Genomic DNA, 11,956 nt, shown 5'->3' with positions numbered 1-11,956 from the left:
ACGGTTCTTCAGGTGAAGCACGCATGCGCCTCCTCCTTCTCGCCTTCGCGTGCCTGTTCTCGCTTCAGGGGGCGGCGCTGGCCCGGCCAGCGGCAGCCGAAGAGCCGGTCATCACCGTCACCTTGCTGGGCACCGGCGCCCCGCCGCCGCTGGCCGACCGGTTCGGTCCGGCCACCCTCGTGCAGGCCGGCGGTCAGACGTTGTTGTTCGACGCCGGGCGGGGATCGACGATAAGGCTCTGGCAGCTGGCCGTCCCGGGATCGGCGCTGACGGCGACCTTCCTCACCCATCTGCACTCCGACCACGTGGTCGGACTCCCGGACCTGTGGCTGACGGGCTGGGTTCGGGGACCGCATGGGGCGCGGTCGCAGCCATTTCGCCTTGTCGGTCCTCCCGGCACGACGGATCTGGCGCATCATCTGGAGCAGGCGTTCGCGGCCGACGTTCGCTACCGGATAGCCCAGGGACTGCCGCCGGAGGGCGCCCGCATCGCGGCCGAGGAGTTTGCGGCCGATGGCGTCGTCCATGATCAGGACGGGGTCCGCGTGACCGCCTTCCGGGTGGATCATGGTCGGGCCGTGGACCACGCCTTTGGGTTCCGCATCGACTATCAGGGCCGCTCGGTGGTCATCTCGGGCGATGCACGACCCAGCGACAGCGTCCTGCGGTTCGCGACGGGCGCCGATCTCCTGATCCATGAAGTGGCCTTCGCCACCGACGAGGCCGAGGCCTCGGCCCCGGGGGTGGCCCTGATCCTCGACACCCACACCCGACCTCGCGAGGCCGGCCGAATCTTCGCCACCGCACGGCCGACCATGGCGGCCTACAGCCATTTCGCGCGGCCGGCCCAGGGCGGCTTCGCTCCTGCACCGCTTTCAGAACTGATCGCGCAGACCCGTGAGACCTATGACGGCCCCCTGACGATAGGCGAGGACCTCACCGCGTTCGACATCTCGGCCGAGGGCGTCGTCACGGTCAGGACGCCCCGCCCCTGACGGGCTACCGGCCCTTCTTGCGGACCCACATGGCGGCGTCGGCTTCGGCGAGCCAGACCTCGGGATCGGTGTGGCCGGCGAAGGCGCGGACGCCGAACGAGCCGCCGAGGCCGGCGGAACGGCCCTCCCATTCGAACGTCGAAGCCTCGAGCGTCTCCGCCAGCTTGCGGGCCTTCTCCCGGCCCTCGTCGAGGCCGGCGTTGAGCATCAGCAGGCCGAACTCGTCGCCGCCGAGGCGGCCGACGGCGTCGGATTCGCGCAGATTGGCCCGCATCATCTCGGCCACATGGACGAGGGCCGCGTCGCCGGCGGCGTGGCCGAGGCTGTCGTTGACGCCCTTGAAGCCGTCGAGGTCGAGGTAGAGCAGGACGGCGGGCACCTCGTGGCGCTGGCAGAAGGCCATGGCGCTCTTCATCGCCGCCACGAAGCCGCGCCGGTTCAGCGCCGGCGTCAGCACGTCGTGGTCGGCCGCCGCCTCGGCCGCCTCGGCGCGGCGGCGCAGGGCCTCGACCTCGGCGCGGAGCCGCTCGATCTCGGCGATGGGGTCGATGAGGGCCGCGTCGGTCACTGAAGAAAAAGGCTCCCCGGCCGGCGACTCACTGCGCGCCGACCCGCGTTCAGCCTAACGCGGTCGGTTGCGGGCGCAACGCGAGTCCTGTATCGCGCCGCTTTCCCGCGAAAGTGCTCGGCATGGCGACTCAGACCCCGCCCGTTGCGATCATCATGGGCAGCCGCTCGGACTGGCCGACGATGAAGCACGCCGCGGACGCGCTGGACCGGCTGGGGGTGACCTGGGAGGCCAGGGTCGTCTCCGCCCACCGCACGCCGAAACGCCTGTTCGACTTCGCCACGGGCGCGCGGGCCGCGGGCTACAAGGTGATCATCGCGGGGGCCGGGGGCGCCGCCCATCTGCCGGGCATGGCGGCCTCGATGACCGAGCTGCCGGTGCTGGGCGTGCCGGTGGAATCGAAGGCGCTCAAGGGCATGGACAGCCTGCTGTCGATCGCCCAGATGCCCGGCGGCGTACCGGTTGCGACCCTGGCCATCGGCGAGCCGGGCGCGAAGAACGCCGGCATCCTCGCGGCGCAAATCCTGGCCCTGTCGGACGAGGTTCTGGCGGGACGCCTCGCCGCCTTCCGCGAGGCCCAGACCGAGGCGGTCCACGAGACGGTCGAGGACTGAGTGACCACGCTTCCGCTGCCCCCCGGATCGACCCTCGGCATACTCGGCGGCGGCCAGCTGGGGCGGATGCTCAGCCAGGCGGCGTCGCGGCTGGGCTTCAACGTCGTTATCCTCGATCCTGAGGAGAACAGCCCGGCCGGCCGGGTCTCCCAGGGCCAGATCGTCGCGGCCTACGACAACGCCACGGCGCTGGGCGTGCTGGGCCAGACCTGCGCCGCCGTGACCTTCGAGTTCGAGAACGTGCCGGCGGCCTCCGTCGGGAAGCTGGCCGAGGGCGGCGCCCTCGTCTCGCCGGGCCCCAAGGCGCTGGCCGTCGCCCAGGATCGGGTCGACGAGAAGACCTTCCTCAACGGCGTCGGCGCGACCACCGTGGACTTCGTTCCAGTCGACAACCTCGACGACCTGCTGGCGGGGCTGGAGCGCCTCGGCGTCCCCGCCCTGCTGAAGACGCGCCGCGAGGGCTATGACGGCAAGGGCCAGGTCTGGGTCCGCTCGGCGAAGATGGCCGCCGACGCCTGGCACGCGATCGGCGAACGCCCCGCCATCCTCGAGGCGAAGGCCGACTTCGTCCGCGAGTTGTCGGTGATCGCGGCGCGCGGGGCCGACGGGAAGATCGCCGTCTATCCGCTGGGCGAGAACATCCACAAGGGCGGCGTCCTGAAGACCACCGTCGCCCCCGCCGCCGTCGACGCGAAGACGGAGAAGGGCGCAAAGGCCATCGCCAGGGCCGTCCTTGAGGGCCTCGACTACGTCGGCGTGATCGGCGTCGAGCTGTTCGACCTCGGCGAGGGCCGCCTGCTGGTCAACGAGATCGCGCCGCGCGTCCACAACACCGGCCACTGGACCCAGGACGGCTGCGTCTGCGACCAGTTCGAGCAGCATATCCGCGCCATCGCCGGCTGGCCGCTGGGCCCGACCACGGCCCACGCCCGCGTCGAGATGACCAATCTGCTGGGCGACGAGGTCGAGCAGTGGAAGACGCTCTCGGCCAGGCCCGACGCCCGCCTCCACCTCTACGGCAAGGCCGAGGCCCGGCCGGGGCGCAAGATGGGCCATGTGAACCGGGTCAAGCCGCTCTAGCCGGCCTTCGCCCCGTACCTCATCCGGCTCAGCACGTCCGTCACCTTCCGCAGCGGGGCGTCGAAGTCCTTGCCGGCCTTCCATTTCTCGAAGGCCATGACGTTCTCGATGCGGCGGGCGACGAAGGCGTCGGCGGCGTCCCTGCCGTCGAACCAGCGCATGGTCAGGGCCGGGACCAGGATGCCCGACAGGATGGCCCGCTTGGAATAGTGGTTCCAGTCGGTGGCCGTGTCCCCGGCCCAGTTCCACAGCAGGTCGGCGGTCTCCCACGCCAGCTTGAGGCCCAGGTCGGCGTTGAGCGGCAGGGCCAGGAAGGCGGCGCAGCGGCGCGTCGCCTCGAGGTCGGCGGCGCCGGCCTCCATCCGGGCCGAGACGGCGCGGGCGATTCGCTCGCGGATCTTCAGCGACTTCGGGTCGACTTCCGCCAGCGACGCCAGCGCCCGGTCGTCGTGCCGCCGCGACAGCAGGGCCGCCAGATCCCGCGCGCCGTTGGGGAACAGCAGCTCCTCGTCCCCCTGCGACAGGCCCTCAGCCTCGCAGGCCGCCCGCACCATCCGCCCGTTCCAGCCCAGCGCCGGCGCGCGCTCGATCGCCGCGTCCAGCACCGCCTGCTCCATGCGGTCGGCCCAGTCCCCCTGGGAGGGGTCGTTCGACAGGTGTGGCGCCTCGGTCATGGGGGCAGCATAAGCCCGTCGGGCGGGCGTTTCGAGCCTTCACATCTTGCCGCGACGATCTGGACAGGGCGGGGCCGCTCGTGTATCAGCCCGCCTTCACTCGCGGACCCCCGTCTGACGAGGATGAGATTTATTTGTCTGCCCGTCTCCCTCACAGGACGCGGCGGGCGGCCAAAGGAGAGTTCAACCTGGTACAGATTTTCGTTCGCGATAATAACGTCGATCAAGCGCTGAAGGCCCTCAAGAAGAAGATGCAGCGCGAAGGCAGCTTCCGCGAGATGAAGCGCCACGTGCACTACGAGAAGCCCTCGGAGAAGCGCGCCCGCCAGAAGGCCGAGGCCGTGCGCCGCGCCCGCAAGCTGGCCCGCAAGCGCGCCCAGCGCGAAGGCCTGCTGCCGCCGCCGAAGCCCCGCGTCCCGGGCGCCGGTCCCGCCCGCGGCTAAGCCGACGTTCCGAACAGAAGATCAAAGGCCGCCCCGGGTAACCGGAGCGGCCTTTTTCTTGAGCCGCCTCCTCCCTGTCCGCGCAGCGGATGGGGAGGAGACGAGAACCCTACCGCCCCCGCCCGATCGCGCCGGCGAACGCCTTCCAGCTCAGCTTCACGTCCGACAGCGCGCCCGCCCGGAACGCCCGGCCGGCGATCCACACCATCAGCAGGGCGAAGGCGAACATCCCCGCCATGGTGCCGACGATCTCGATCATCGGCGGCTCCGACGGGGCGCGGGCGCTCATCAGGAAGGGGGTGAAGAAGGGCACCCAGGAGAGGATGCGGACGATCGGAGAGTCAGGCGTTTCCAGGGTCATCTGCATGACCAGCAGCGGCACCACCAGGACCATCATGATCGGTCCCATCAGCGTCTGGGCGTCCCGGGGCGTCTCGCAGAAGGCGCCGATGGCCGCGAACAGCACCGCATACATCAGATATCCGCCTACCATGTAGGCGAAGAAGTAGAAGATCAGGCCGCCGTCGAGCAGGGCCGCGCCGACGTCAGCGGCCCACGCTGGAGCGGCGGTGATCAGTCCGATCGCGCCAATGCCGCCCCAGGCGACAAGTACCGTGAGTGTCAGCAGCGCGACTCCCAGCACCTTTCCGGCCAGGATTTCGGTCGCGGAGGCCGATGACAACAGGACCTCCAGAATCTTGTTCGATTTCTCCTCCATCACGCTGTTCAGCAGGATCGAGGCGCCCGTGATGATCAGCGACCACAGGATGAAGCCCGAGGCGAGCCCGACCAGCATGGGGATCATGTCCCGCTTGGTCACGGCTCCACCGCTGAGCGACTGCGGCGAAAAGGTCTCCACCTCCGGATCATAGGTGTCGGTCTGGATCACGACCCCAGGGTCGATCCCTGCCTGGGCAAAGACCTCGCGCCGGTTGGCCGACTTGAGCGCGTCGCTGACGAAGCGCCGAACCGCGCCATCGGTAGCGCTCGCGCTCCACACGCGCGCGGTAGGCTTGCCGTCGTCGGCGCGGGTCAGGAAAACCACCGCGTCGAGCCGATCGGCCTTCGGCGTTTCCTTGCTCAGGTATTTCCGGACCACCTCCATCTGCGCGTCTCCCGGCGCCGCGGAGGCCAAATCCGGCGGAGCATCCACAATGCGGATCGAAGGTCGGGAGAGCTTGGCCTTGGCGGCTTCCGCCATTCCTGGCTGCATCGGCGTACCGGTCGCCGCCTGCGCTGCGTTCAGAGCCTCCACAGCTTCGGCCGACCGCTCCTCCGACTCGGACGCCAAGGTTTCGCGGACGAAGACGGCGAGGCCGGTGGATTGAGGTCCTTCCTCAATCAGCACGACCTCGCGCACCGGCTCGTTGGACTTCATCAGGACCACCATTCCTCCCCCCAGCGCGCCGAATAGCGGGATCGCCAGCAGCGACAGCCAGAATCCGACGGTCTTGGCGTAGGCGGCGAACTCGCGCCGGGCGATCAGCAGGGTGCGGTTCATCGGGCGGCCTCCGCGGCTTTGACGGACTGGTCCTGATCCGGATTGTCTCCGGTCAGGCCGATGAAGGCGTCGTGCAGGCTGGGCTCGCGCAGTTCGAAGCGGCGCACGTCCAGCCCGTTCAGGAAGGCCGCCTTCAGGGCGTCCTGACCCCGGCCTCCGGCCGTCAGGGCGGCCTTGATCACGCGCACGCCGCCGGCCTCGGAGACCAGTTCGACGCCGCTGACGCCCGGCAGGCCCGCGGCCTGCTCCGGCGCGATCTCGCCTTCCAGTTCGAGGAAGCGCGGAGAGGTGGCGCGGGCCTCGGCCACCGTGCCCTCGAAGGCCTTCCGGCCCCGCGCCAGCAGCACGACCTTGTCGCACAGCCGCTCGGCGTGCTGCATCACATGGGTCGAGAACAGCACCGTGGCCCCGTCGGCGGCGAGGCCGCGGATCATCGCCTCCAGCCCCTGCTGATTGACCGGATCGAGGCCGGAGAACGGCTCGTCGAGGATCACGAACTCGGGCCGGTGCACCACCGAGGCGATCAGCTGCACCTTCTGGGACATGCCCTTGGACAGCTCCTTCATCTTCTTGCGCTTGGCGTCGCCCAGCCCCTGGGCGTCCAGCATCTCGCGGGCGCGGCGGCGGCCCTCGCCGGTCGGCAGGCCCTTCAGGGCGCCGAAGAAGGCGATGGCGTCCACCGGCGTCATCTTCTTGTAGAGGCCCCGTTCCTCAGGGAGGAAGCCGATCCTGTCGCGCACCTTGCGGCCGTCGTCGGCGCCCAGGATGGTGATCCGGCCCGCCGTCGCCGGCTGCAGGCCCAGGATCATGCGCAGGGTGGACGTCTTGCCTGCGCCGTTCGGGCCGAGAAAGCCGCAGATAGAGCCCTTCTCCACCTGAAAGCTCAGGTCGCGAACGGCGTGGAAATCGCCGTAGCGCTTGCTCACCCCGTCGAGCGTCAATGCCGCCGTCATATGCCCTCCACCGGATACCGGTCTCCGACGGCATTGGTAAGGTTGTAAAGGACGTTTGACAACAGCAGAGCGGCGCTCCGCCGTGCCCTTGTCATGAATTCCGTGTCATGTTCGGCGGACAGAGTCGGCGCGCACCCGGCCGGAGACCGCATGCCGTACGAAGACCCGCCCTCGCCCGTCGCGCCGTCCGCCGGATCCCGCCTGTGGACGGCGGGCGCCAGCGCCGGCCTCGCGGTCGTGGTGCTGGTGGGGCTGGCGGCGCTGCACCGGGAGATCGCCGGCCCACTGCTGGCGGGCGCGGCGCTGGTGGCGCTGACCGCCTGGGCGCTGAACCGGAGGCCCGGCCCGGCGCGGACCGCGGCCGCCGGGGCGAAGGCGCGGGAGGCTGAATCGACCCCGTCGCCGGGCGACCGGGCCCTGCTGGACGGGCTGTTCGAGGCGCTGGCGGATCCGGTGCTGGTGGTGTCCGGCGGCGAGGCGGACGACCTGGCGTCGCGCCGGGTGGTGCTGGCCAATGCCGCGGCGCGCGAACTGCTCAGGATTCCGCGCGAGGGCGCCCTGCTGCTCTCGGCCGTGCGCGACCCGGCGGTGCTGGAGGCGGTCGACGAGGCCCTGTTCGGCGGCCTGGAGCGGACCACGGACTACACCGGGGTCGGGGCGCAGACGCGTCACTGGCGGGCCCTTACCCGCCCCCTGGCCGCGGCGGAGGGGTCCGCCCTGGCGCTGGTGGTGCTGCGCGACGAGACGGACGTGCGCCGCACCGAGATGATGCGCGTCGACTTTCTGGCCAACGCCAGCCACGAGCTGCGCACGCCGCTGGCGTCGCTGTCGGGCTTCATCGAGACCCTGAGGGGCCACGCCCGCGAAGACCCCAAGGCGCGGGACAAATTCCTCGACATCATGGCGGCGCAGGCCGAGCGGATGAGCCGGCTGGTCGCCGACCTGCTGTCGCTGAGCCGGATCGAACTGAACGAACACGTCCCCCCGGCCGGCCGGGTCGACCTGGCGCGGGCGGCCTCGGACGTGATCGACGCCATCAGCGTGCTGTCGGCCGAACGCCAGGTGCAGGTGGCGCTGAAGGACCGGGCCGTCAGCGCGCCGGTGCACGGCGACCGCGACGAAATCGTGCAGGTGATCCAGAACCTGGTCGACAACGCCATCAAATACTCGGCCGCCGGCGACACCATCGAGGTCGTCGTCCAGCCCGAGGTGACGCTGGACGAGGCGTCGGCGCCCTGGTCCGGCGGCAACCGGGGGGAAGGGGCGACGCGGCTGCCGCTGGTCACTCCGGACCGCGAGACGGGCCTGCGCTACGCCGCCGTCACCGTGCGCGACCACGGCCCGGGCATGGCGCGGGAGCACCTGCCCCGCCTGACCGAGCGGTTCTATCGCGTCGAGGGCCAGAAGAGCGGCGAGCGCTCCGGCACCGGCCTGGGCCTGGCCATCGTCAAACACATCGTCAACCGGCACCGCGGCGGCCTGACGGTGGAGAGCGCGCCGGGACAGGGCGCCGTGTTCACCGCCTACTTCCCCGTGGCGGCCCCGAAGGAGCCACGGCCGGTTCGTGACAACGCCCCGACCGGCCGCCGAACGCCGTAACAGAACTGTCACGCCGCCGTCGTAATCCGCTGACCATTCGCGGGCAGGTTCCGCCCGGCGTGAACCGGGCGACCGGTGCGTTCTGATTCCCCGCTTCCGGACCCGCATGACCTGGCTCCTCCCGCCGCTCCTGATCGCCATGGCCGTCGCCGCCTACATCGGCGGGCGCAGGCTGGCGCGCCGGCGCCAGCAGGGCGTCAGGGCCCATTCGCGGCCCGGCCAGCACGGCGCCTATGCGATGATCTGGAGCCTGGTTCCGGCGCTGGCGGTGCTGATCGGCGCCGCCGTGCTGGTTCCGTCGCTCGGCGCGGGCGCCGCGGCGGCCGGGGCGGCGCTCGCCGGGGTCCTCGGGGCCCTGTTCGCCTTCAGCCGCATCCGGCCGGAGCTGCGGGCGCGCAACCGGGTCGAGGGTTGGATCGTCGGCCTGCTGTTCGCCTGCTCGGCCATCGCGGTGCTGACCACCGTGGGCATCATCGCCTCGCTGGTGTTCGATTCGATGCGCTTCTTCGCCTCGGTGCCGATCGCCGAATTCCTGTTCGGGACCCAGTGGAGCCCGCAGACGGCGATCCGCGCCGACCAGGTCGGCTCCAGCGGCGCCTTCGGGGCCCTGCCGCTGTTCGCCGGCACCTTCCTGATCATGCTGATCGCCATGGCGGTGGCCGCGCCGGTCGGCCTGTTCGCGGCCATCTACCTGTCGGAGTACGCCGGGCCGGTGTTCCGCTCGACGGTCAAGCCGGTGCTGGAGATTCTCGCCGGCGTGCCGACCGTGGTCTACGGATTCTTCGCCGCCCTCACCGTGGGGCCGGCCTTTCGCGAGTTCTTCAACGGCATCGGGGCCCAGCTGGCCGGCGGACCGCTGGACGGTCTCGGCCAGTATCTGATGCTCGTCCAGAACCAGATGGCTCTGGTGGCCGGCGGCGTCATGGGGATCATGCTGATCCCGTTCGTCAGCTCGCTGTCCGACGACATCATCAACGCCGTGCCGCAGAGCCTGCGCGACGGCTCCTACGCCATGGGGGCGACGAAGTCCGAGACGGTCACCCGGGTGCTGCTGCCGGCGGCCCTGCCGGGCGTGGCGGGGGCCATGCTGCTGGCCATGTCGCGGGCCATCGGCGAGACCATGATCGTGACCATGGCCGCGGGCCTGGCGGCGCGGCTGACCCTCAATCCCCTCGACACGGTGACGACGGTGACGGTGCAGATCGTCACCCTGCTGACCGGCGACCAGGAGTTCGACAGCCCCAAGACCCTCGCCGCCTTCGGCCTCGGCCTGACCCTGTTCCTGATCACCCTGGCGCTGAACATCATCGCCCAGCGTATCGTCCATACCTATCGGCAGCAGTATGACTGACGCGGCCCTTCCTCAGCCGGGCTCCCCGCCCGTCGACGAAACGGTCCGCGCCGACCGGATGCGCGCCGGCCTCAGGCGCCGCCATGGCCGCGAGATCCGCTTCCGGCTGTACGGCCTGCTGGCCATCGGCGTGGCCGTCAGCTTCCTGCTGCTCCTGCTCGGCCGGATCGTCGAACAGGGCCACACCGCCTTCTACGCCCACACCATGACCGTGCCGGTCTACATGGACCCGGCGCGGATCGACCGGGCCTATCCCCAGGGCACGAATTTCGAACTGCTGGCCGCCGAACAGCAGCTGGCCCGCTTCGGCGTGGTCGACGACGCCGCCGGCTCGAAGGCCACCGCCATGCGGGGCCTGTTCTCGTCCGAGCTCAAATTCATCGCCGCCGACCGGATCGAGGCGCAGCCCGGCCTGATCGGCCAGACCGTGCCGATCGCTGCGCCGCTGTCGGACGACGCCGACCTCTATTTCAAGGGCGAGATCTCGCTGGACACCCCGGCCGAACAGCGCCGCCTGTCGAACGAGCAGATCGCCTGGCTGGACCGGATGCGCGCCGGGGGCCAGGTGGAGAGCCATTTCAACGGCGCCCTGTTCACCCGCGGCGACTCGACGGAGCCGGAGCTGGCCGGTGTTCTGGGGGCGGTGATCGGCTCGGCCCTGATGCTGCTGGTGACCGCCGTCATCGCCATCCCGCTGGGCGTCGGCGCGGCCCTGTATCTGGAGGAGTTCGCGCCCAGGGGGCGGTTGACCAATCTGATCGAGGTCAACATCAACAACCTGGCCGCGGTGCCGTCGATCATCTACGGCCTGCTCGGCCTGGCGCTGTTCATCAACTGGATGCACCTGCCCCGCGCCAGTCCGCTGGTCGGCGGACTGGTGCTGGCCCTGATGGCCCTGCCGACCATCATCATCGCCACCCGGTCGTCGCTGAAGGCGGTGCCGCCGTCGATCCGCGAGGCCGCCCTGGCCATGGGCGCCTCGAAGACCCAGACGGTGTTCCAGCACACCCTGCCGCTGGCCATGCCGGGTGTGATGACGGGCGCCATCATCTCGATGGCCCACGCCCTGGGCGAGACCGCGCCGCTGCTGCTGATCGGCATGGTCAGCTTCGTGCCGGGCGTTCCGCACGGCCTGACCGAACCGACCGGCGCCCTGCCCTCGCTGGTCTACATCTGGGAAAACGCCTCGGAGCGCGCGTTCCACGAGCGCACCGCCGCGGCCATCCTCGTCCTCCTCGCCTTCATGGTCGTCATGAACGCCGCCGCCGTGGTTCTGCGGCGCCGCTTCGAACGCCGGTGGTAGTCCAATGAAATTCAAGTTGTTTCGAGCGCCTGACGGCTCGTCCGGCGGCCCCCGCGCCGAGGCGCCGGTGATCACCCGCCCCGCCGTCCTGCACAGCGCCGACCCCGATGCGCCGGTCAAGATCGCCGCGCGCGACGTGTCGGTCTTCTATGGCGACAAACAGGCCTTGTTCGACGTCTCGATGGACATCGCCGACAAGACCGTCACCGCCCTGATCGGCCCCTCCGGCTGCGGCAAGTCGACCTTCCTGCGGACCATGAACCGCATGAACGACACCATTCCCGGCGCGCGCGTCGCGGGCCGGATCGAGATCGACGGCGCCGACGTCAACGCCCGCACGGTCGACCCGGTGCTGCTGCGCGCCCGCGTCGGCATGGTGTTCCAGAAGCCCAACCCCTTCCCCAAGACCATCTACGAGAACGTCGCCTACGGACCGCGCATCCACGGCCTGGCGGACGGCAAGGCCGAGCTGGACGGCATCGTCGAGGCCTCCCTGAAGCGCGCCGGCCTGTGGGACGAGGTCGCCGACCGGCTGCACTCCCCGGGGACCGGCCTCTCGGGCGGCCAGCAGCAGCGGCTGGTCATCGCCCGCGCCATCGCGGTCGAGCCGGAAGTCATCCTGATGGACGAGCCCTGCTCGGCCCTTGACCCGATCGCCACGGCCAAGATCGAGGAGCTGATCGACGAGCTGCGCGAGCGCTACTGCATCGTCATCGTCACCCATTCGATGGCCCAGGCGGCGCGGGTCAGCCAGCGCACGGCCTTCTTCCACCTCGGCCGGCTGGTCGAGATGGGCGACACCGAAGACATCTTCACCAACCCGCGCGAGCGGCGCACGCTCGACTACATCACCGGCCGTTTCGGCTAGGACAGGG

12 protein-coding genes are annotated in these 11,956 nt (G+C 70.4%); 8 read left to right on the top strand and 4 right to left on the bottom strand.

Annotated features, from left to right (window positions below; translation table 11 throughout):
• Positions 1 to 23: 23 nt before the first annotated feature.
• The gene (locus VEA62_RS06850) at positions 24 to 995 is read left to right on the top strand and encodes an MBL fold metallo-hydrolase (protein ID WP_324819924.1); all 972 of its coding nucleotides are present in this window, start codon (positions 24 to 26) and stop codon (positions 993 to 995) included.
• A 4-nt stretch (positions 996 to 999) separates the two neighbouring features.
• Here the strand turns inward: VEA62_RS06850 and VEA62_RS06845 are convergent, their stop codons facing one another.
• Positions 1,000 to 1,563, bottom strand: coding sequence for a GGDEF domain-containing protein (locus tag VEA62_RS06845; RefSeq protein WP_324819923.1), 564 nt, complete (start codon positions 1,561 to 1,563; stop codon positions 1,000 to 1,002).
• A gap of 122 nt (positions 1,564 to 1,685) precedes the next feature.
• Between VEA62_RS06845 and purE the strand changes: the two genes are divergently transcribed.
• Positions 1,686 to 2,177 carry a 5-(carboxyamino)imidazole ribonucleotide mutase gene (purE, locus tag VEA62_RS06840; RefSeq protein ID WP_324819921.1) on the top strand — a complete coding sequence of 164 codons (492 nt, stop codon included), beginning with the start codon at positions 1,686 to 1,688 and terminating at the stop codon, positions 2,175 to 2,177.
• Positions 2,178 to 3,257, top strand: coding sequence for a 5-(carboxyamino)imidazole ribonucleotide synthase (locus VEA62_RS06835; protein WP_324819919.1), 1,080 nt, complete (start codon positions 2,178 to 2,180; stop codon positions 3,255 to 3,257).
• On the opposite strand, the gene VEA62_RS06830 is transcribed toward VEA62_RS06835, so the two are convergent.
• Positions 3,254 to 3,931: a COQ9 family protein gene (locus tag VEA62_RS06830; protein ID WP_324819918.1), complete on the bottom strand. Its 678-nt coding sequence runs from the start codon at positions 3,929 to 3,931 to the stop codon at positions 3,254 to 3,256. The two genes, VEA62_RS06835 and VEA62_RS06830, sit on opposite strands and share 4 nt — an antisense overlap.
• Before the next feature lie 188 nt (positions 3,932 to 4,119).
• Here VEA62_RS06830 and rpsU point away from each other — a divergent pair, with 188 nt between their 5' ends.
• Positions 4,120 to 4,374: a 30S ribosomal protein S21 gene (gene rpsU / locus VEA62_RS06825; protein ID WP_168049186.1), complete on the top strand. Its 255-nt coding sequence runs from the start codon at positions 4,120 to 4,122 to the stop codon at positions 4,372 to 4,374.
• A gap of 109 nt (positions 4,375 to 4,483) precedes the next feature.
• Here rpsU and VEA62_RS06820 read toward each other — a convergent pair whose 3' ends face one another.
• Together VEA62_RS06820 and VEA62_RS06815 are read right to left on the bottom strand one after the other, a co-directional pair.
• Entirely contained in the window at positions 4,484 to 5,875 is a 1,392-nt protein-coding gene (locus VEA62_RS06820; protein WP_324819916.1) for an ABC transporter permease, read from the bottom strand.
• Complete coding sequence (locus VEA62_RS06815) at positions 5,872 to 6,828, bottom strand: ABC transporter ATP-binding protein (RefSeq protein WP_324819914.1); 957 nt, start codon at positions 6,826 to 6,828, stop codon at positions 5,872 to 5,874. The genes VEA62_RS06820 and VEA62_RS06815 overlap by 4 nt, the downstream gene beginning before the upstream one ends.
• 150 nt (positions 6,829 to 6,978) lie before the next feature.
• Here VEA62_RS06815 and VEA62_RS06810 point away from each other — a divergent pair, with 150 nt between their 5' ends.
• The 4 genes from VEA62_RS06810 (at position 6,979) to pstB (ending at position 11,949) form a co-directional block, all read left to right on the top strand.
• Positions 6,979 to 8,427: a sensor histidine kinase gene (locus tag VEA62_RS06810; protein ID WP_324819912.1), complete on the top strand. Its 1,449-nt coding sequence runs from the start codon at positions 6,979 to 6,981 to the stop codon at positions 8,425 to 8,427.
• 106 nt (positions 8,428 to 8,533) lie between these two features.
• A complete protein-coding gene (pstC, locus tag VEA62_RS06805) occupies positions 8,534 to 9,778 on the top strand; it encodes a phosphate ABC transporter permease subunit PstC (protein WP_324819910.1) in 1,245 nt (414 codons plus the stop codon).
• A complete protein-coding gene (gene pstA / locus VEA62_RS06800; protein WP_324819908.1) occupies positions 9,771 to 11,081 on the top strand; it encodes a phosphate ABC transporter permease PstA in 1,311 nt (436 codons plus the stop codon). The genes pstC and pstA overlap by 8 nt, the downstream gene beginning before the upstream one ends.
• A 4-nt stretch (positions 11,082 to 11,085) precedes the next feature.
• Positions 11,086 to 11,949: a phosphate ABC transporter ATP-binding protein PstB gene (pstB, locus tag VEA62_RS06795; protein ID WP_324819906.1), complete on the top strand. Its 864-nt coding sequence runs from the start codon at positions 11,086 to 11,088 to the stop codon at positions 11,947 to 11,949.
• Positions 11,950 to 11,956 lie beyond the last annotated feature (7 nt).

Origin of the sequence: Brevundimonas sp. (genome assembly GCF_035627475.1) — a bacterium.
Classification (GTDB): Bacteria; Pseudomonadota; Alphaproteobacteria; order Caulobacterales; family Caulobacteraceae; genus Brevundimonas.
The sequence above is the reverse complement of the archived record's forward strand: the minus strand, read 5'-3'. Positions and strand labels throughout refer to the sequence as shown.